The sequence below is a fragment of the Clostridium sp. MCC344 genome, from assembly GCF_018785365.1.
Classification (GTDB): domain Bacteria; phylum Bacillota; class Clostridia; order Lachnospirales; family Lachnospiraceae; genus Pilosibacter.
In genome coordinates, this window is sequence record NZ_WQPQ01000056.1 from 1 (window position 1) to 21,479 (window position 21,479).

A 21,479-nucleotide genomic window follows, 5' to 3' on the forward strand; every position below is an offset into this window, starting at 1 on the left:
ACTTCTTAAACGGGAGTCCAAGGATTCCCCAGAAGCCCCCACTTCAAATTTCTTCAAAATTAAGTGGTGGGTAATTCACGAGCGGCGTGAGCTATGGTACTGTAAAAAGATTTGAATTGGGGAACGAAAAGTGTCAGGGAAGAGAGAAATAAACGGAGTTTTTATGATCCCGTTCGGACTTGTGGCGGGATTTGCAGACGGGCAGGAGATCCGGATCACGGAGCTTGCGAAACAAGGATTTTGTTTTCGGACATTGGATGAGATCCGCGAAGTAAAGGGATTCCGGATCTGTTTTTATGATGGTTTCAACGGGCTGAAGGCGGGGAATCAGGAGAGGAAAAGCGCGGATCCGTATACGGAAGTTGAGATCCATTCGTTTGAGATGGAAGTGCGTGTGGAAGATGGACCGGGGATTCCGGTATATGAGTATTCGGTGTTTGTGGAGCAGGAGAAATACCGGGAATGCGCTGGAAAACTGATCCTTTGGTATGATAGATTTGTGCGGCTGAAGCTGGAGTGCGAGGACGGGGAACTTGCAATGGCGCTTACCGGGTATCCGGCAAAAAAGGATGAACAGTTTGCGGAGAATTTCATTGAACAGAAAAAAGAGTGGTTCGGTGAAGGAGAAGACAGGGCGAGGCTGGAAACGCGAATCGAAAATCAGTCAGGTATAAGGGAAAGTTGCATCGCAGCAGGAGATTTTGAACTCGAAGAATACAAAGAATATAAAGAATACAAAGAATATAAAGAGCAGGAACGGAAGAATATCGAAGTTGCTGTGGAATTGGACCGTCCGGAGCTTTATGAGCGATATTTATCCATGAAATTCCGCGATTTTATGGACTGGTACTGGAATGTGAATGGGGCTAAAGAGCTGGGAAAACGAATTCCGGTTCCAGAGCGGATTTATGTGGGAAATGCCTTCTGCCATCTGCTGTTTCCTGAAAAACGGCAGTTGTTTGAGATCTTTAAAAAGGCAGAGTCGGAAGGTCTGGCTGTGACAGTTACATTTTCATATCTGCGGGAATTTATGCTGAAACCGGTGGAAAAACTGTTGGATGAGCTGGAAGAATGGTGCAGAAACCGGGAGACATTTCTGGAGATCGCGGTAAACGACTGGGGTCTGCTGGAGCTTTTGAGAGAGCGGAAGGAATGGAAGGAAGAAAAAGAAGTTCTTGTGCCGTGTATGGGGACTCTGTTAAATAAAAGAAAAAAGGATCCACGGATGGGATACAAGCAGGGGGAGACAGGATATTTTCGGGAGAACAGCCTGAATGCGGAATTTTACCAGACATATCTGAGGGACACGTTCGGGATCCGGCGGTACGAGTGGGAGTCCTGCGGATACAGGCAGCAATTTCCGGAAGGAAAGAACAGCATCCACGTTCCGTTTTATCAGACGAATACCTCTCAGTATTGTACACTGTATGCTGCGTGTAAAAATGGAGAACGTGGAAAGCAGGAACTGCCGGAATCGTGTCCGGGATATTGCAGGGAGAAAGTCTTTCTGTATCCAAAGCATTTGAAGATGGTGGGGCGGTATAATTCGCTCTTTGCGCTGGATGAGAGTACAGTTTCCGGAATGGAGGATACGGAAGGTTGGAAAGAGAAAAGAATTGATAGAATTGTAGTAAATTTGCTGTAACTAATATGCAATTGAAAACAGCAGATGGTCAGAATTGTACTCGCGAAAAATCAAACGAAATGTGGCAGGTGCGAACTTTCAGAAGTTGAGAAGCTGAGTTTAAGGAGAAATACAATGAAGATCACGGCGGGACTTGGATCCATCGATGAATATGTGCGGTACGTCGAGGCCGGGGCAGATGAGTTTTTCTGCGGATACGTACCTTATGAATGGAATAAAAAATACGGGACGGTGCTGCCGCTAAACCGCCGCGAGGTTCTTGGCATCAACGTGCAGATCGGGGCGGAGAGTGAGCTGAGGATTCTGGCGGCGCTGGTGAGAAAATATGGGAAGCCGGTACATCTGACATTTAATTCGCTTTATTATACACCGGAGCAGTACCCAGAGATCGCGGATGTCCTTCACCGGTGTACGGAGCTTGGATTTTCAAGCTTTATTATCGCGGATCCGGCGCTGCTGATCTACCTGAAAAATAATGGGATCCGCTGTGAGATCCATCTGAGTGGGGAGACGGCAGAGGTAAACAGTCGGATGATAGATGTATTTGACCGCTTGGATGTCAGTCGGCTTATCTTTCACAGGAAGAACAGCTTCGCAGACATGGAGTCGGTGATCCGGCATGAGAGGGAAAAGGGCAGCAGGGGCGTATATGAATTTGAGGCATTTGCACTGAACGAGCTCTGTCAGTTTTCGGGGGCGTTCTGTAATTCCCTGCACTGCGACGAGATGGGGCATCTGTGCCGGGTCCCGTATAAGATAGGAAAAGTTAAAGGAAATAGAGAGAAAAAAGAAGAAGGTTCAGAAACGGAGAAGCTGGTCTCACGGATGGAGAGCACAGTGAAGGATGCGAATGATGAACGAAGCGCAGATAAACCGAACGAAGAGTATGAGGAACGAAGATATGATTCCGACGGCTATCTCTGCGGTGAGACAGGATGTGGGCTCTGCGCACTGTATCGGCTGCGAAAGGTCGGAATCACCCATTTGAAGCTTGTGGGGCGTGGAAATTATGTAGATTTTATGGAAAAGGATATCCGGAACCTGAAGACGGCTCTGGATATCCTTGAGCATGTGGATACGGAAGAGGAATATATCAGGGATATGAAGCGAATGTTGTTTCCGTATGGATGCAGCGGACTGTGTTATTATAGAGAAACGGAATCGGTTGCCGGGAAGACAATTTAAATACAGTGTCCAGGAACCGGGATTGGGAACCGTATTAACACTCGATGGCTACCTTGATTACACCGTCCATCTTATTTTCAAAGAGGGTGTATGCTTCTTCGATCCTGTCTAACGAGTATGTATGTGTGATGAGCGGTTCCGTATTCAGTCTGCCCTCTGCGATCAGCCGAAGTGTTTCCTCGCAATTACAGCCGTCTACACCGCCGGTCTTGAACGTGAGGTTCTTGCCGTACATATCCGGCAGCGGCAGTGTCTGAGCCTTGTCATAAAGAGCAACGACCGTCACGACCGCATTTGGTCTTGCACATTCCCATGCAAGGCGAAACGTGGATTCGGCTCCTGCGACTTCGAGAACGACATCTGCTCCGCCATGGTCACTGTTGGCACGGACATAATCTGCACAAGCTTCGGGTGATACGGTAAGGATTTCCGGATAGTGCTCATGGATAAAGCGGATACGGCCTTCGTCTTTTTCACAGACGATGATACGTTTCGGATTCTTCAGCATGACACAGAGCAGCGTACAGATGCCCGTAGGTCCGGCTCCGATGATCAATACCGTATCCTCCTCTTTGATCTCAGAAATACGAGCTGCCCAGAAACCGGTGGCAAGAACATCTCCGACCAGCAAAGCCTGACGGTCTGTAACATGATCCGGGATTTTATTTAACCCCTGATCTGCAAACGGTACACGAACATATTCTGCCTGTCCGCCATCGATCCGGCATCCGAGAGCCCAGCCGCCATTCTGATCGGTGCAGTTGTTTACATATCCATGCTTGCAGAAAAAACATTCCCCACAGAAGGTTTCCACGTTTACCGTGACTCTGTCACCGGGCTTCACATTCGTTACGGCGCTGCCGATATCTTCAACAATACCGACCATTTCATGTCCGACGGTTATACCCGGCACAGCGCGGGGGACGCTTCCGTGTTTAATGTGCAGGTCACTTGAGCAAATGCTGGCGAGTGTTACCTTTACAATGGCATCCCGCTCATCTATAAGAACCGGCTTCGGTTTTTCCATTAATTCAAATTTTCCCTTGGAAACATAAGTATACGTCTGCATTTTTTATCCATCACTTTCTTTTTTTATTGATCCTTTTATCTCAGTCGAGAAGACTTCCACATTTTTTAGTGGTGAGTAACAGCAAATTTGTCTCAGTGGGAGTCAGGTCTCCGACTTGAATCATATCTTTGGTGGACCCAGGGTCAAAAGCATTCCTCCGGGCAAGCCTGCGTCGGACTTCGGACCGCATAATCTTAGTATTATATTATAGCACTTATCTGCGCGGATAGATACAAAATTCCCTTTCCGGATCCGAAAAGGGAATAGATTAGATGTTGCTCCCGTCTGCAATGAAATGCAGTGTAAAGGATATCTCTAATATAAAGAAGTGATGATGTTTACACACTGATCGATTCCAAGCACACCGCTGTTGAGTGTCAGATGATAATTCTGTGCATATCCCCATTTCATGTCGGTATAGAACCGGTGATATGCGGCACGGCGTTTATCCTTGTCGCGCAAGCGTTCCTCCGGGGACTGTTCCCGTTCTCCATAAACCTCGACGATGCGGCGGGCACGGAAATCCATATCTGCGTGGATAAAGACCTTCAGGCAGTCGGCCTTATCCTGTAAAATGTAATCAGCACAGCGTCCAACAATTACACAGGGGCCTTTTTGTGCAAGCTCCGTGATGACCTTATATTGATGCTCCCACAGAATATCTTCATTTGTGAGGCCAAATAAGCGGTTTGAAAATGCAGATGAGAGGAAGCTGCCGGGCGTATATTCACCGGCTTCCTTTACATATTCCGGTGTAAAACCGGTTTCTTTTACCATTTCCTGAATGATCTCTGCATCATAGCAGGGGATGCCCAGCTGTTCTGCCACTTTTTTTCCGATGGTGCGTCCGCCGCTGCCAAATTCACGGCTGATCGTAATCACTCTGTTTTTCATACGTCTTATGCTCCTTTCACATTTAATTCATGATATGTTTTTATGATAATCACTGCTGAGATAATAAAGGTCAGAATATCTGAAACCGGCATGGAATACAGAACACCGTCCAGACCGAAGAAAACCGGAAGGAGCAATGCGAAGCCGACTCCGAATACTACCTCACGGAACATGGAAAGCATGGTAGATGTCAATGCCTTGCCCACGGCCTGTAAAAAGATGAAACATGCCTTGTTGACACACGCGAAGATCATCATGCAAAGATAGGTACGGAATGCCTTAACAGCAAAATCGGTATAGTAGCTGCTCTCATTAGAAGCACCGAAAATAGCGATAAGCTGATGCGGGAATCCTTCCGCCAGTATGAGCGCGACTGCACCTACCAAAGCTTCGGAAATAAGCAGCCGGGTAAACAGCTCCCTCACACGCATGGTCTTTTCTGCACCCATGTTATAGCCGACGATCGGAATACAGCCGGCTGCCATGCCGACTACGATAGAAATGACGATCTGGAAAAATTTCATTACGATCCCGACGACTGCCATGGGGATCTGTGCGTACTGCTCCTGTGAGAACACAGCGTCCAATGCACCGTATTTGCGGAGCATATTGTTGATCGCTGCCATTGCGGCCACAAGGCTGATCTGAGAGAGAAAGCTGGTAATACCAAGGGTGAGCATCCGTCCGAATATATTTGGAGAAAGTGCATAGTCACCGGCTTCCGGCTTGATGATCCGCATGTGGAGCAGATACCAGACGGCGAGAATTGCCGTTACCACCTGACCGATCACTGTGGCTATGGCTGCACCCATCATGCCCCATTGAAGGCCGAAAATGAAAATCGGATCAAGAATGATGTTGATAATAGCGCCAGCCAGTGTGGAAATCATGGCAAATTTCGGGTTCCCGTCTGCACGGATAATGGGATTCATAGCCTGACCGAACATATAAAACGGAATCCCAAGAGTAATATAGAAGAAATATTCCTGTGAATGCCGGTAAGTTTCCTCATTGACCGTACCGCCGAACATGGCGATGATGCTGTTTGCAAAGATCAGATATACGGCGGTCAGGATAAGACTTCCTACAATGATTAAAACCACCGCATTGCCGACACTGCGCTTTGCCCGTGCTGTTTCATTCCGGCCAAGCGCCATGCTGACAAAGGCACAGCAGCCGTCACCGACCATAACAGCGATAGCCAGTGCAACAACCGTCAGCGGAAAAACAACGGTATTAGCTGCGTTTCCGTAAGAGCCGAGGTAGCTGGCGTTTGCAATAAAGATCTGATCAACAATATTGTACAATGCACCTACTAACAGTGAGATGATGCAGGGAACCGCGTACTGACGCATCAGCTTATCAATACGCTCTGTCCCCAAAAACTGATTTCCAATTTCCATAATAATCTAATAATCTCCTTTTTCTAAAAAAATAAGAAATGCGTAAGCTCCTTAAAATCCGGACTTACGCATTTCTGCAACACGATCTGTCTATAAAATTGTTCTTTATCGTTCACTTCCCACCTTCTTTCAATTTAAATCGAACACCCGTGAGACTTGGCTCTTGATTCTGGTATTCCTATCAGAATCACTGCGCATCCTCGCGGAGCATTTATCTCGGTCGGAGACCTAACTCCCACGGAGATAAAAAAAGTGTGGCGCTTCTGCAACTGGATTTACGCAGAAACGCCACACGATGTAGCATTATTATAGCAAAAACGGAAAAAAATGTAAAGCAGTGGATTTTGATTGAACATAATATACAAAGTTAAATTATAATACGATATATAATGATACATATTGACAAATGGTTATAATATGATATATAATGTATTTCAGATGAGAGATGTGAATTTTGAAATAGATTTTGAAGGCGAAAGGGAGGGGAAACATGAATCTGGAATTGTACTTGGAACAGATGAAAGAGCTGGTCAACATTGACAGCGGCTCTGGAAATGTAGCCGGAATCAACCGGGTGGCAGATAAATTGGCTGGCTGGTATCAGGAGATCGGCTGGAACGTAGAACGAATTCCTGCCGATGGAGGTCGTCAGGTTCTTCTTATTACAAATCATGTATCCGAACATTATGATGCGATGTATATCGGTCATATGGATACGGTATTTCCGGACGGGACGGCAGAGAAAAGACCATTTCGAATCGAAGGAGAAAATTACTACGGTCCGGGTGTTGGTGATATGAAAAACGGTGATCTTGCAATGTTTCATATCGCGGCAAATTTACCGGAAACTGAGAAGAAATGCCTGAATATCGCAATGGTCTATAATCCGGATGAAGAGATCGGGTCGATCTACTCAAAAGAGATCACAGATCGAATCGGATGTCAGGCAGATCACATTTTTGTCATGGAATCTGCCGGAAAAAATGGAACCCGCCATTGCTTTGCGAGAAAAGGTTCCCTGACGTATGATATTGAGTTTCAAGGTCAGGCGGCCCATGCGGGCTTTATGTTTGAAGTAGAAAATGCGTCTGCGGTTCTTGAGATGGGACATTACATTGTAGAATTAATGAGTCTGGCGGACAGAGAAAAAGATACGACGGTAAATGTCGGGATCGCAAATGGCGGTACAGCCAGAAATGTAGTTGCAGATCATGCAAAAATCAGTGTTGAAATGAGATTCAGGGATGACAGCGAAAGAATCCGCTTGAAAGAATATGTAAATAAAATAACAGAAGGACAACCGTTTGTTCCCGGAGTAAAAACAACGATCACGATGCAGAAGGAAACTCCGCCGTTTATAAAAACAGAGGAAGCGAAAAAGTATATCGAACGGGTCAGAAAAATTGCCGAAGAATATGGAATTCCATTTGAGGAAAAAGACCGCGGAGGACTCTCTGACGCGAACCATCTTTCAAGATGCGGCAATGCGATCGTTATGGATGGAATGGGACCGCATGGAGCGAATGATCATAGTGAGAAAGAGTACGGATATATCGGATCCGTTGAACCATGTGTAAAGCTCCATCTGGCAATTCTAAACGATATGTTAAATAAACAATAAGCTGAAGGGAGAGAATCTGATTGATAAAATATGTTATAAAAAGACTTTTTTATGCAATACCGGTGTTTCTTGGAATTACATTTACGGTGTATTTGTTGATCAATCTTGCTCCCGGAGGACCGCTTTCAATTTTGGCTTCATCCGGAGAAATGTCACTCAGCGATCTGGAGGCGTTGAAAGCTTCACTGGGACTTGATAAGCCGGTTCTTGTCCGGTATTTTCTGTGGCTGGCAGACCTGCTGCATGGAAATCTTGGAACATCATACCGTACCTCCCAGACAGTCAGCATGATGATCGGACAGCGTATCATCCCATCATTACTGCTTACTGGAACCGGTATTATTGGTGCGATCATCATAGGAATTCCGCTTGGAGTGGTTTCAGCCTGTAAACCGAATTCGATATGGGATCATATCAGTACATTTGTTGCTTTTATCGGAGCATCGGTGCCAAACTTCTTTTTAAGTCTTCTTCTGATTTATGTATTGGCTGTAAAAATGAAATTGTTTCCGACGAGCGGCATGTATTCGGCAGGATCTAACGGCGATTGGAAGGATCTTCTCTATCATTTGGCACTTCCGGCTTTCGTGTGTGGAATCCAGCCAATCGGAAATTATATCAAACAGACAAAATCGAGTGTTCTTGAGGTTTTGAATGAGGAGTACATAAAAACAGCAAGATCAAAAGGACTTAGAAATGTCGTCATTGTGATCAAACATGCATTTCGCAATTCACTGATTCCGATCGTTACAACCCTAAGCCTTTCCGTCCCGTTTCTGATCGGAGGTGCTGTTGTGACAGAACAGATATTTGCCTGGCCGGGGATCGGAAGCCTGATGATCACTGCGATCACAAGTCGTGATTATCCAGTGATCATGGGAGTCGCTGTTTTGATCTGTGTCGTTGTTCTCGTCGTAAATCTGATTCTGGATCTGATCTATGCTGCGCTGGATCCGCGAATTAAATTTAAATAGGAGGGCACCAGGGCATGAAAAAAATATTAAGTAATCAGGCAGTAAAGAAATTTATGCATAACCGGAAAGCTGTTTTAGGTCTTATCATTGTCTGCTTTCTTGTTTTGGCAGTTATCCTGATGCCAATATTCATGAAGCTCGACCCATATACGACCGACCGGGCGGTAGGATTCAACAAAGCCCCATGTCCCGGCCATCTTCTGGGCACGGATGATGTGGGAAGAGATCTGTTTGCAAGACTTTTATATGGAGGAAGAATTTCTCTGTTTGTCGGGATCATGTCTACGATCATTTCGGTTTTAATTGGAATTCCGTTAGGGCTGATCGCCGGTTATTTCAGAGGAATTGCAGAAACGGTCATCATGCGTGTCGCAGATGCATTTATGTCATTCCCGACGATGGTCCTGATCCTTGTTCTCGTTGCGGTGTTCGGACCGTCGATCCTTACGGTCACGGTGGTGATCGGAGTATTGGGCTGGACTGCAATCGCAAAGCTGATTTACGGAAATGTGTTATCGATCCGGGAACGTGAATATATTCAGGCGACAAAAGCGATCGGGATGAGTACTCCTAAGATCCTGCTTTCGGAGGTACTGCCAAATGCAATCCCTCCGGTATGGGCAAATATTTCGTTCCGGGTAGCAGGTGCAATTTTAACAGAATCATCGTTAAGCTTTCTCGGAATGGGTGTCCAGACACCACAGGCATCCTGGGGAAATATCATATTTGCAGCGCAGAATCTTCTTGTATTGACGGCACGTCCGTGGGTGTGGTTCCCACCGGGAATCTGCATCATTCTCGTTGTTGTGGGATTTAATTTTATCGGAGAAGGTGTACGAGATGCCCTTGATCCAAAAACAAAATAGGGCAGTATATATCAAAAAATTTAAAGGAGGATCATTATGAGATCAGGTAAAAAAATTGCAGCGTGGATGCTTGCGGCAGCCATGGCAACAGGACTTCTCGCCGGCTGCGGAGGCAGCTCCGGAAATGAGACAACAGCGGCTGCATCTGCAGCGGAAGGAACAACAGCAGCGTCAACGGCGACGGATAAGACGGGAGATTATTCCGATAAGGTCATTACATACGGTTTGACGACTGCATGGGATACCGTTAATCCTTACGGATCTACATCCGGATCGATCTATCAGAATCTGGTCTGCGACAAGCTGTACGACCGCCTTGCATTTATTGAGGAAGCCGGTTCCGGGGTATCACCGAGAGCGGCCAAATCATGGGAATCTGCAGATGATGGAAAAGCTGCGATCTTTCACTTAGATGAAAATGCAAAATGGCATGACGGTCAGCCGGTAACTGCAAAGGACTGGGTATTTACCGCACAGCTGATCACAAATCCGAAATTTGATTACGGACTCAGAAGTGAGTTCAACACATGGGCAGGAACCGATGATAATGGTCTTGAAACGGCTGAAAAATCCGTCGGAGTTGAGGCTGTGGATGACTATACATTGAAGATTTCTTTTAAGAATGTTACTCCGGTCGAGGATTGGCTGATCCTTCATAACAAGTATTTCTATGTACTTCCGGAACATCTTCTTGGTGATATCGCACCTGAAAAAATGAAAGATGATGAGTTCTGGAAAGCACCGATCGGTTCCGGTCCCTGCACCTTTATCTCTGAGCTTTCCGGAAGCCAGCTGGAGCTGGGATCTTTTGCAGATTATCAGCTTGGCGCGCCGCAGTTTGGCAAACTGATTCTGAAAGTGATCGCTTCCACGAATACGATCACATCCATTGCAGCAGGAGAGATGGATGGATTTTATCAGCAGCCAACGACTGATGATGCACTTGCGGCAAAGGATATGGGACTTACGGTGACAGAATCAAGTGAACCGACCTTCGTAGGCGTATTCCTGATCAATAACCAGAATGTATCAGATAAGCGTATCCGTCAGGCAATGAGCTATGCAATTGATAAGGATCTTCTGATCGAGCAGAATCTGCAGGGAAAAGGCATTGCACCGGCAACCTGTGTGATCCCGGGATCGGAATATGATTGCGGACTCACCTGGTCCAGAGATGTAGATAAGGCGAAAGAGCTTCTTGCAGAGGCCGGATGGGATTCATCAAGAACACTTAAAATGGCAGTAACCTCCGCAAGAGAGAGTATGGCAGCAATCATTCAGCAGAATCTTGCAGAGGCGGGAATTACGATCGATGTTCAGACAGTTGAGCTTGCAACGATGTTCTCAGGACTTCAGGATGGCACTTATGATCTTGGAATTTGCGGCTCAACAGCAATGTCCTATCCGCTCTGGATGTCCGGATATTATGACAATAAGAATGCGACATACTGCCAGATCACAGATACCGCATACGCAGAGCTTCAGGATAAGATTGCTGCTGAAACAGACGAAGCAAAGAAAAAAGAACTGGTAAACGAATATCAGCAGCTTCTTTGGGATGAGATGCCGTTGGTAATGCTCTACAACGGATATATTTTCGGAGTTCAGTCGGAGAGATTCCAGGGATATAACGCATTTGAAGGCGGAGTCAATAACCAGGCTGTCTGGAAATGGTCTGTAAAAGAATGATCAGAAAACGGTGACAGGATTGTCACAAATTTAGAAGGATGATGACAGGAGGGGAGCAGATGGATGAACATTTGCTGGAAGTTAAAAATCTGAAGGTTTCCTTTAAAGTAGGAAAAAAGAAGCTGACAGCAGTGGATAATGTTACTTTTTCACTGGACCGGGGAAAGGTGATCGGGATTGTTGGAGAGTCAGGATGCGGAAAAAGCGTCACGGCCACTTCGATTATGCGTCTGGTATCTCCTTCTGTCTGCGAAATTGATGAAAACAGCCAGATCCTGTTTGAAGGGGAAGATCTGTCAAAGGCATCAGAAGCCAGAATGAGAAAGGTGCGGGGAAATGAGATCTCCATGATCTTTCAGGAACCGATGTCGTCTCTGAATCCGGTATACAGGATCGGAGATCAGATGTTAGAGATGATCAGGACCCATCATCGTGAGATACCAAAAAAGGAAGCATTAAAACAGTGTATTGAAATGCTTGCCAGAGTGGGGATCCCTTCTCCGGAGCAGCGGATCAAGGAATTTCCACATCAGATGTCTGGTGGTATGAGACAGAGGGTAATGATCGCAATGGCATTGCTCTGCCAGCCAAAGCTTTTGATCGCAGATGAACCGACAACGGCCTTGGATGTGACGATTCAGGCCCAGATCCTCAGAATTTTAAAGAAGCTTGCGGAGGAGTCAGACACATCGGTGATTTTGATCACACATGATATGGGTGTGGTGGCAGAAATGGCAGATCACGTCATGGTCATGTATGCTGGAAAATCAGTGGAATATGGAACCGCAGAAGATATCTTTGATCATCCGATGCATCCATATACGGTGGGATTGCTGAAATCAATTCCAAAGCTTGGAAGTGGTCAGGAAGATCATCTGTTTACGATCGAGGGAACGGTTCCGGGACTGGATGAGATGCCGGCCGGCTGCAGATTTTCTACGCGATGTCCATATGCAACGGAACAGTGCAAAAAAGAAGATCCGGGAATGCAGGGAGAAGCAGGACATTTTGTACGATGCTTCCGGTCTATGGATCCCGAAATACAGGACAGCAGGGAGGTGGAATAATGGAGGCCCCTTTATTGGAAATCCGGGATGTAAAAAAATATTTTCCGGTAAAAAAGGTACATGGAAAGGAAATTACAGTAAAAGCGGTGGATTCCATTAACCTGAAGATCAATCAGGGAGAAATCGTAGGCCTTGTAGGCGAATCGGGCTGTGGGAAATCAACGTTAGGAAAGTCCATATTAAAGCTTCATGAGATAACTGGAGGACAGATCCTGTTCCATGGAGAAGATATTACAAATTATAACGAACGCCAGATGCGTCCGCTGAGGGAAAAAATTCAGATTATTTTTCAGGATCCGTATGCGTCCTTAAATCCAAAGAAAAAAATTGTTCAATCCGTTATGGCACCGCTGGATGTGGCGGGAAAATATACGAAAGAAGAAAAACTGGAAAAGGTCAGGAAGATCCTGCGGGAGGTCGGTCTCAGTGATAAATATCTTGAAAAATATCCGCATGAAATGTCTGGCGGACAGAGACAGAGAGTCGTGATCGCAAGAGCCCTGATCAACGATCCGGAACTTGTCATTTGTGATGAGCCGGTATCGGCGCTGGATGTGTCAGTTCGATCACAGGTGCTGAATCTGTTAAAGGACCTTCATAAAGAAAGAAATTTAACGTACATTTTCATTTCTCATGACTTGAGCGTAGTGGAGTATCTCTGCGACAAGGTGGCGGTCATGTATTTGGGGCGCATCATGGAATATGCAGGAAAGAGGGAGCTCTATGGGAAACCTCTTCACCCGTATACAAAAGCATTGCTGTCAGCAATTCCGGTTCCGGATATCCACGCGAAGCGGGATGAGGTGATCCTTCAGGGAGAATTGCCGAGTCCGTTAAATCCGCCGGCAGGATGTCTGTTCAGTACAAGATGTCCGATGGCAACAGACCAATGCAGACAGAGTCGTCCGGAATTAACAGAGATCACGGGAGACGATGGAACAAAGAGAAGTGTTGCCTGTTTTTTATATCAGTAAACATTGTAAAAAAATAACATGCGAGAAGTGCGCAGAGGAGGAAATCAACTATGGAAGTAAAACAGATCATTGCGGAAATTAAGGAAAAGATGGATCAGAGAGGTGGATTAAAGCATATGTATTTTGTTGCCTGCGGTGGATCAAAGGCAGCTATTTTCCCGGGACTCTACCTGATCCAGTCGGAAGCAAAAAATTTCAGTGCGACAACCTATACCAGCAATGAGTTCGTACATGCGACCCCGAAAGAATTAGATGAGAGATGTATCGCAGTCATCTGTTCTCTTAAGGCTACACCGGAGACTGTAAAAGCTGTCGAAACAGCAAATGCAGCGGGAGCAATCACGATTGCCATGACGGGAAATATGCAGACCGGTATGGCAAAGGTCGGTCAGTATGTTGTGACATATTCAAACGGAGATCATCAGGATTACAGCGACTCCAATCAGGCGAATGCGCTCCGCATCGGCTTTGAGGTTCTCCATCAGTTTGAAAACTGGGATAAATATGACAAAGCAATGGAAGCGTATCAGTATATTGATGAGATCGTTTCAGAGGGAAAGAAAAATTGTCTTCCGGCTGCACAGGCATGGGCAGAAAAAGTCGAACATGAGCCGGTCTTCTATGTCCTTGCATCCGGTCCGAACTATGGAGTTGCTTATTCCATGTGCTGCTGTCACTTTATGGAGATGCAGTGGAGACATGCGGTATGCCTGCACACAGGTGAGTACTTCCATGGACCGTTTGAGACAACCGATAAGAAGCTCCCGATGATCCTGTTAATGAGTGAGGGACGTACAAGAGCGCTCGATGAGAGATGCCTGAAGTTCCTGAATACATATGCTGAGAACTTTATTATCATTGATTTTGAAAAGCTGAATGGAGGAAAAATTGATCCTTCGGTTGCAGAATTCTTCAATCCGGTTGTCATGATCCCGATTGAGCGGTATTATGTATCTCAGCTGGCAGAAAAAACAGGTCATTCAATGGATGAAAGAAGATATATGTGGAAGGTTGAGTATTAATGATAAAGGTAATTGGCATCGGAGATAATGTATGTGATCAGTATTATCCTGCAAAGATCATGTATCCGGGTGGTCAGGCCATGAACTTTTCTGTATATGCAAAAATGCTGGGGGCGCAGTCTGCGTACCTCGGCGTTTTTGGAAAGGACAGAGTGGCAGAACACATTATTTCTGTTCTTGATGAGATCGGGGTCGATCATTCCAGATGCAGGCAATATGCCGGCGAGAATGGATACGCAAAAGTCCGGCTTGAAAATGGTGACAGACAGTTTATCATGAGCAACCGCGGAGGGATCGTAAATGAGCATCCGTTGGATCTAAAGCCGGAGGATATTTCCTATATCAGGGAATTTTCCCTTGTTCATACCAGTAATAATGGTCACTTTGATTCACAGTTAAAAAAAGTAAGAGAAACTGGAATTCCGGTTTCTTATGATTTTTCCGGTCACTGGAATGAGGAATATTATTTAAAAGAGATCGCGCCTGTTGTTGATTACGCATTTTTCTCCTGCGGAGAAATTGATGAGGAGACCGCAAAGGCAGCATGTAAGCGCTTTGTATCGGAAGGCTGTAAAATTGCAGTGGCAACTATGGGAAAACGCGGATCCCTCGCTTTTGACGGAAAAAAGTATTACAGACAGATCCCAAAGCCTGTTGATGCAATCGATACATTGGGAGCCGGAGATTCTTTTACAACTGCCTTTTTACTTTCCCTTTTAGATGGAGAAAAAATCGAGACAGCAATGGAAAAGGGAGCTGAATTCGCTGCAAAGACATGCATGGTGAGAGGCGCTTTTGGATACGGCGTTCCGTTTGAGGATCCGGAGCCTGGTGACTGCCTGTAAAAATTTTGGGATCGAACAGGGAACTTGCTCTGGAAAGGAAATTGTCCTTGCTATTTGTCTGAGCTGTTATTAAAATAGTATTGGTAACTGTTCAGTAGGTCTGCGCACTTGCTGCGCTGACCGTAAGAAAACATAGGCTGGAAGGCAAAAATCCCATCAGCGAAGCTGATCTGGAATGGATTTTTGCACGTAACTATGAAGGTACTGAATAGTTACTAGTATTGAAAAGAATTTAGACAGTGGGGGAAAATGAATGTTAAAGCAGGATGCGATGACTCCGTTATATGTTCAGCTTATGGATACAGTGGAAAAGGATATCAAAAGCGGAAGATATAAACCGGGAGATAAGATCATGACGGAATCAGAGATGGCAAAGACGTATGGTGTCAGTCTGATCACCGTGAGAAAAGCAATCGGTTCCCTCATGGAAAAAGGACTTGTTGTTCGGAAACAGGGAAAGGGAACGTTCGTAACAAAGCCAAAATTTTCCAGAAATATCAAACGTCTCCAGAGCTTCAGTGAGATGTGTGAGCAGATGGGAGTCGTGCCGGGGGCACATATGCTGGAAAATAAGATCGTGGATGCTGATGGAAAGATTGCGGAGAGACTTGGAATTGAGACGGGCAGTAAAGTGATCTTTATATCACGTCTGAGATTCGCGGATTCAGAACCGGTTGTAATTGAAAAAAACTATTTTCCGTTAAAATATGCATTCCTGTTAGAAGCTCAGTTTGAGGATAATTCCCTTTTTGATTATTTGAAAGAGAAAGTGGGAATGCAAGTTACAAGCTCGGAAAAACTGATCGAGCTTTGCAGAGCAACACAGGAGGAAGCAAAATTACTCGAAGTCCGAAAGGGCGACTATTTGATGTTCGTTAGAAGTACAGCATACGATCAGGAGAATGAGCCATTGTATGCGGGAATTCAGATCATAAATGGGGATCGATTCTCTCTGTATGTATATGAGACAAATGGGGAGCATTGACCATTTAGGAAAAGACCGCTGTTTTCACAGAGCGATTTGTGGAAACAGTGGTCTTTTTTTATGAAAATTTTGATGGGACTTTGGGCTGTTAAAAGATAGTACGAGCAATTGATATGTGTCTGCAGGCAAATGGAGATTGCAGAGGTCATAGTGAGAATGGGGTGGGTTACATTTTTATTGATTTGTATATTGACTGATGGTAAAATAATAACAGATAATATATTATATATTTTGAATGTAATCATGTAAAAATAGACAAAATATTATCTAATAAATGTACGAAAAACGAAATCGAAAGTGGGAAAGACTATGGAAGGTTTTATATGGGAGACAGCGGAAGAACTGGATTTGAAGTTGGCGCAGAGGGTTCGCAATATTAGAAAACGGCGTTCAATCTCGCAGGAGAAGCTGGCGTCGATGAGCGGTGTGAGTTATGGCTCTGTTAAAAGATTCGAGTCTACCGGTCAGATATCCTTGTTGTCTCTGACGAAAATCGCAATGGCATTGGATATTGCGGATGAACTCAGGAATATTTTTTCGCAGGTACCATACAGAGACATAAAGGAGGTCATAAATGAAACAAGATAATGCGCTGCAGGTGTATTATGATGAAAAACTTGTGGGGACATTGGCCATGACAGCAAATCGAAAAGCAGCATTTCAGTACACCGATGAATGGCTGGAACATGGATTTTCGATCAGTCCGTTCTCGCTGCCGTTAAAAAAGCAGGTGTTTGTGCCCACAAAGGATTATTTTGGCGGCCTTTATGGCGTGTTTGCGGACAGTCTTCCGGATAATTGGGGAAGATTGCTGCTAAATCGTCTGCTTCGTGAGCATAAACAGGATCCGGATAAACTGACGGTTTTAGACCGACTGGCAATCGTTGGAAAATCAGGAATGGGTGCGTTGACGTATTATCCGGAAAGAAAATTTCCAGAGCAGCGGGATAATCCTGACCTGGATGAACTGGCGCGGGAGTGTCAGAAAATATTGAACACAGAATATACAGACAAACTTGACGAATTGTACCGGCTTGGAGGAACGAGCGGAGGAGCAAGGCCGAAGATCATGACTTCGATTGGAAATGAAGAGTGGATCATAAAATTTCCGGCCCATGTAGATGGAAAAGATGCGGGAAAAATGGAGTATGATTATTCATGCTGTGCCCGGAAATGTGAAATTACGATGAGTGAGACAAAGTTGTTCCCATCTGGAATCTGTAAAGGCTATTTTGGAACCAGGCGGTTTGACAGAGTCCCTGATCAAAATGGAATAAAGCGAGTCCATATGCTGACAGCTGCAGCGCTTCTCGAACTGGACTTTGAACAGCCGAGTCTTGATTACCACAGTCTGATGAAACTTACGAAGATATTGACGAAGGATCATTATGCGGATGTGGAAAGTATGTTTCGAAGAATGTGTTTTAATGTTTTTGCGCATAACAGAGATGACCACTCAAAAAATTTCACCTATTTGTATGATGAAGAAAAAGATCAGTGGAGACTGAGCCCTGCATACGATCTTACTTATAGTAATACGTACTATGGGGAACACACAACGACCGTTGACGGAAATGGAAAAGATCCGGGAAGAAAAGAATTATTAGCTGTTGGCATTACGGCTGGAATGAAGAAGAACCGGTGTATGGAAATTATTGATGAGATCGAGAGGTGCGTGGGAGAGATGCTTGGCGACTACCTATAGAATACGTTCTACGATGAGCCTGAAAAGTTACAATGTGTCAATGAAATACACAATTAATTCACAAAAAAATTAGCACTCGCCTATTGACAGTGCTAATAATATGTGTTATATTACATGCAGAACAAAGGAAGAGAGAAAAAATCAAAGGATCTCAAGGAGTTCCCGAGATTGGAAAATCTTCTGAAGTTCTTTCAGATAGATGACAAACAAGAAAACAGGAATTCTGATTGGAGGAATGATTTATGTATATGCCGAGTATTTTTGGAGAAAGTTTATTTGATAATATGTTCCCGTTTGATGAAAAGTTCTTTACAGAAAAGAAGGATCCGCTGTATGGTAAGAATGCATCGAGACTGATGAAGACAGATGTCAGAGAGACAGAAAAGACGTATGAGCTTGATATCGATCTTCCGGGATTTAAGAAAGATGAGATCCAGATCGAACTGAAGGATGGTTATCTGACCGTCAGTGCCGAGAAAGGTCTTGATAAGGACGAGGAAGACAAGAAAGGCAAATACATCCGCAAGGAACGTTATGCAGGTGCTCTGAGCAGAACCTTCTATCTTGGCGAGGAGATTCGGGAAGAGGAGATTAAGGCGAAATTCGAAAACGGTATCCTGAGTGTATCGATTCCGAAAGAGGAAGAGAAGAAGGTTGAAGGTCCGAAGCACATTTCCATCGAAGGGTGATCTGACAGTCCCGAGCGGTAACGATACAGAAACGTATGCGAAGCTGCCACGTATCTGAAAGATTAAGCCGCCCGGCGGATGAAAATTTCGCTGGGCGGTATTACTGACAACAAACACAACAAGTACTTCAGAATTGAAGGGAGGCTTGCGATCATGAATATCAGCAAATTTACACAGAAATCAGTGGAAGCAGTCCAGAACTGCGAGAAGCTGGCTTATGAATATGGAAATCAGCAGATCGACCAGGAACATCTCCTGGTGAGTCTGTTAAAGTTAGATGACAGCCTGATCTTAAAGCTGATCACAAAGATGGGAATCTCCGGTGAGCAGTTTACAGATGAGGCGGAAGCAGCACTTAAAAAGCTGCCGAAGGTATCCGGAGGCGGACAGGTCTATCTCACTCAGGACCTCAATAAAGTCCTGATTGACGCCGAGGACGAGGCAAAGGCGATGGGAGACGAATATGTTTCCGTCGAGCATCTGTTCTTATGCCTGCTAAAAGAACCGAACAGGGCAATAAAGGAACTGTTCCGTACTTATGGGATCGACCGGAATAAATTCTTACAGGCTCTGTCCACGGTCCGCGGCAACCAGAGAGTTACCAGTGATAATCCGGAGGCAACCTACGATACCTTAAATAAATATGGTTCTGACCTTGTAGAGAAGGCAAGAGACCAGAAGATGGACCCGGTGATCGGCCGTGACGCCGAGATCCGGAATGTGATCCGGATCCTTTCCAGAAAAACGAAAAACAACCCGGTCCTCATCGGTGAACCTGGTGTTGGTAAAACCGCCGTTGTAGAAGGTCTTGCACAGCGTATCGTCCGAGGTGATGTACCGGAGGGCTTAAAAGATAAGAAATTATTCTCACTGGATATGGGTGCCCTTGTTGCGGGTGCGAAATACCGTGGTGAGTTTGAGGAACGTTTAAAAGCCGTTCTCGATGAGGTGAGAAAGAGCGAGGGACAGATCATTTTGTTCATCGATGAGCTTCACACCATCGTCGGAGCCGGAAAGACGGAAGGCTCTATGGATGCCGGCAATATGTTAAAGCCGATGCTTGCCCGTGGTGAGTTGCACTGTATCGGTGCGACAACTCTGGACGAGTACCGGAAATATATTGAGAAGGATCCGGCTCTGGAACGTCGTTTCCAGCCGGTTATGGTTGATGAGCCGACGGTCGAGGATACGATCTCGATCCTTCGTGGACTGAAGGACCGTTATGAGGTTTATCACGGCGTAAAGATCACCGATTCCGCGCTTGTAGCGGCGGCAACTCTTTCCAACCGTTATATCAGCGACCGTTTCCTTCCGGATAAGGCTATCGACCTCGTGGATGAAGCGTGCGCAATGATCAAGACGGAGCTCGATTCCATGCCGACGGAGCTGGATGAACTCTCCAGAAAGATCATGCAGCTTGAGATCGAGGAGGCGGCTCTTAAGAAAGAGACAGACCATTTAAGTCAGGAACGCCTTGTGGATCTTCAGAAGGAGCTGGCGGAGCTCCATGACCAGTTCGCGACTCAGAAGGCTCAGTGGCAGAACGAGAAGGCGACGGTTGATAAGCTTTCCTCCATCCGTGAGGAGATCGAGGCAGTCCATCGTCAGATCCAGGATGCACAGCAGAAATATGATCTGAATAAGGCAGCAGAGCTCCAGTACGGCAAGCTTCCGCAGCTTGAAAAAGAGTTGAAGGAAGAGGAGGAGAAGGTAAAGAACGCAGATCTGAGCCTTGTTCATGAGAGCGTTACCGAAGATGAGATCGCAAGGATCATCTCCCGCTGGACCGGTATCCCGGTTGCAAAGCTCACGGAAAGTGAAAGAAACAAGACCCTTCATCTGGACGATGAGCTCCACAAACGTGTTGTCGGTCAGGATGAGGCAGTTGAGAAGGTTACAGACGCGATCATCCGTTCCAAGGCCGGGATCAAGGATCCGACAAAGCCGATCGGTTCCTTCCTGTTCCTCGGACCTACCGGTGTCGGCAAGACAGAGCTTGCAAAGACACTTGCGGCAAGTCTGTTTGATGATGAGAACAACATGGTCCGGATCGATATGAGTGAATACATGGAGAAATACTCCGTATCCCGTCTGATCGGAGCGCCGCCAGGATATGTCGGATACGATGAGGGCGGTCAGCTCACAGAGGCAGTCCGCAGAAAACCGTATTGTGTCGTTTTGTTCGATGAGATCGAGAAGGCACATCCGGATGTATTCAATGTTCTGCTTCAGGTCCTCGATGACGGACGTATCACAGATTCCATGGGCAAGACCGTGGATTTCAAGAATACGATCATTATCCTGACCTCCAATATCGGTTCCCAGTACCTGCTTGACGGTATCGACGAGAACGGTGATATTAAGCCGGAGGCAAAGGCTGAGGTCATGAACGATCTGCGATCCCACTTCCGTCCGGAGTTCTTAAACCGTCTTGATGAGACGATCCTCTTCAAGCCGCTTACAAAGAACAACATCGGAAGCATCATTGATCTGCTTGTTGCTGATATCAACAAGCGTCTGGCGGATAAAGAGCTTGTGGTTGCACTTTCCGATTCTGCAAAGCAGTTTATTGTGGACAACGGTTATGATCCGGTATACGGCGCAAGACCGCTTAAGAGATATCTGCAGAAGAATGTGGAGACTCTGGCAGCCCGCCTGATCCTGTCGGATGGTGTCCATACCGGAGATACGATCAGGATCGACGTGGTCGATGGAAAACTCAACGCGTCTGCGGAGAGAGGAACAAAAGAATAATCAGAAAACCGGATTCCGGGCGGGTGCCTCGAAAGGCAGTCCGGAACCCGGATAAAAGAAAAACGTAACTATTCAGTACCTTCATAGTTACA

Annotated in this window: 18 protein-coding genes; 15 read left to right on the forward strand and 3 right to left on the reverse strand. The window is 45.7% G+C overall.

Translation table 11 applies throughout. The features are described from left to right. The first annotated feature begins 130 nt into the window (after positions 1-130). Together GPK90_RS12070 and GPK90_RS12075 are read left to right on the forward strand one after the other, a co-directional pair. On the forward strand, positions 131-1,645 hold the full coding sequence (locus GPK90_RS12070) for a hypothetical protein (protein ID WP_215703101.1): 1,515 nt from the start codon (positions 131-133) through the stop codon (positions 1,643-1,645). 114 nt (positions 1,646-1,759) lie between these two features. After that, positions 1,760-2,830: a U32 family peptidase gene (locus tag GPK90_RS12075; RefSeq protein WP_215703102.1), complete on the forward strand. Its 1,071-nt coding sequence runs from the start codon at positions 1,760-1,762 to the stop codon at positions 2,828-2,830. Positions 2,831-2,864: 34 nt separating this feature from the next. Here the strand turns inward: GPK90_RS12075 and GPK90_RS12080 are convergent, their stop codons facing one another. From GPK90_RS12080 to GPK90_RS12090, 3 genes are all read right to left on the reverse strand, one after another. Next, complete coding sequence (locus GPK90_RS12080; RefSeq protein WP_215703103.1) at positions 2,865-3,899, reverse strand: alcohol dehydrogenase; 1,035 nt, start codon at positions 3,897-3,899, stop codon at positions 2,865-2,867. A 315-nt stretch (positions 3,900-4,214) separates the two neighbouring features. After that, entirely contained in the window at positions 4,215-4,793 is a 579-nt protein-coding gene (locus GPK90_RS12085; protein WP_215703104.1) for a cytidylate kinase-like family protein, read from the reverse strand. 5 nt (positions 4,794-4,798) lie between these two features. Continuing rightward, positions 4,799-6,196: an MATE family efflux transporter gene (locus tag GPK90_RS12090; protein WP_215703105.1), complete on the reverse strand. Its 1,398-nt coding sequence runs from the start codon at positions 6,194-6,196 to the stop codon at positions 4,799-4,801. 490 nt (positions 6,197-6,686) lie between these two features. Between GPK90_RS12090 and GPK90_RS12095 the strand changes: the two genes are divergently transcribed. The 13 genes from GPK90_RS12095 to clpB all read left to right on the forward strand — a co-directional run bounded on the left by GPK90_RS12095 (position 6,687) and on the right by clpB (position 21,387). Next, the gene (locus tag GPK90_RS12095) at positions 6,687-7,817 is read left to right on the forward strand and encodes a M20 family metallopeptidase (protein ID WP_215703106.1); all 1,131 of its coding nucleotides are present in this window, start codon (positions 6,687-6,689) and stop codon (positions 7,815-7,817) included. 20 nt (positions 7,818-7,837) lie between these two features. Further along, a complete protein-coding gene (locus tag GPK90_RS12100; RefSeq protein WP_118529327.1) occupies positions 7,838-8,791 on the forward strand; it encodes an ABC transporter permease in 954 nt (317 codons plus the stop codon). A 14-nt stretch (positions 8,792-8,805) separates the two neighbouring features. After that, complete coding sequence (locus GPK90_RS12105; protein WP_215703107.1) at positions 8,806-9,657, forward strand: ABC transporter permease; 852 nt, start codon at positions 8,806-8,808, stop codon at positions 9,655-9,657. A gap of 36 nt (positions 9,658-9,693) precedes the next feature. After that, positions 9,694-11,346 carry an ABC transporter substrate-binding protein gene (locus tag GPK90_RS12110; RefSeq protein ID WP_215703108.1) on the forward strand — a complete coding sequence of 551 codons (1,653 nt, stop codon included), beginning with the start codon at positions 9,694-9,696 and terminating at the stop codon, positions 11,344-11,346. 59 nt (positions 11,347-11,405) lie between these two features. Continuing rightward, positions 11,406-12,413, forward strand: a complete 1,008-nt coding sequence (locus GPK90_RS12115) for an ABC transporter ATP-binding protein (protein ID WP_215703109.1) — start codon at positions 11,406-11,408, stop codon at positions 12,411-12,413. Beyond that, complete coding sequence (locus tag GPK90_RS12120; RefSeq protein ID WP_215703110.1) at positions 12,413-13,387, forward strand: ABC transporter ATP-binding protein; 975 nt, start codon at positions 12,413-12,415, stop codon at positions 13,385-13,387. Before GPK90_RS12115 ends, GPK90_RS12120 begins: the two co-directional genes overlap by 1 nt. Before the next feature lie 50 nt (positions 13,388-13,437). Beyond that, positions 13,438-14,409, forward strand: a complete 972-nt coding sequence (locus GPK90_RS12125; protein ID WP_117566320.1) for a phosphoheptose isomerase family protein — start codon at positions 13,438-13,440, stop codon at positions 14,407-14,409. Next, the gene (locus tag GPK90_RS12130; protein ID WP_118529330.1) at positions 14,409-15,254 is read left to right on the forward strand and encodes a fructoselysine 6-kinase; all 846 of its coding nucleotides are present in this window, start codon (positions 14,409-14,411) and stop codon (positions 15,252-15,254) included. The genes GPK90_RS12125 and GPK90_RS12130 overlap by 1 nt, the downstream gene beginning before the upstream one ends. A gap of 253 nt (positions 15,255-15,507) precedes the next feature. After that, positions 15,508-16,239 (forward strand): GntR family transcriptional regulator, encoded by a 732-nt coding sequence (locus tag GPK90_RS12135; RefSeq protein ID WP_215703111.1) that lies wholly within the window; start codon positions 15,508-15,510, stop codon positions 16,237-16,239. A 309-nt stretch (positions 16,240-16,548) separates the two neighbouring features. Beyond that, positions 16,549-16,827, forward strand: a complete 279-nt coding sequence (locus GPK90_RS12140; protein WP_117515492.1) for a helix-turn-helix domain-containing protein — start codon at positions 16,549-16,551, stop codon at positions 16,825-16,827. Next, positions 16,814-17,944, forward strand: a complete 1,131-nt coding sequence (locus GPK90_RS12145) for a type II toxin-antitoxin system HipA family toxin (RefSeq protein ID WP_177968699.1) — start codon at positions 16,814-16,816, stop codon at positions 17,942-17,944. The genes GPK90_RS12140 and GPK90_RS12145 overlap by 14 nt, the downstream gene beginning before the upstream one ends. Positions 17,945-18,186: 242 nt before the next feature. Next, a complete protein-coding gene (locus tag GPK90_RS12150) occupies positions 18,187-18,633 on the forward strand; it encodes an Hsp20/alpha crystallin family protein (protein WP_215703112.1) in 447 nt (148 codons plus the stop codon). A gap of 153 nt (positions 18,634-18,786) precedes the next feature. Next, positions 18,787-21,387 carry an ATP-dependent chaperone ClpB gene (gene clpB, locus GPK90_RS12155; RefSeq protein WP_215703113.1) on the forward strand — a complete coding sequence of 867 codons (2,601 nt, stop codon included), beginning with the start codon at positions 18,787-18,789 and terminating at the stop codon, positions 21,385-21,387. The last annotated feature ends 92 nt before the right edge of the window (positions 21,388-21,479 follow it).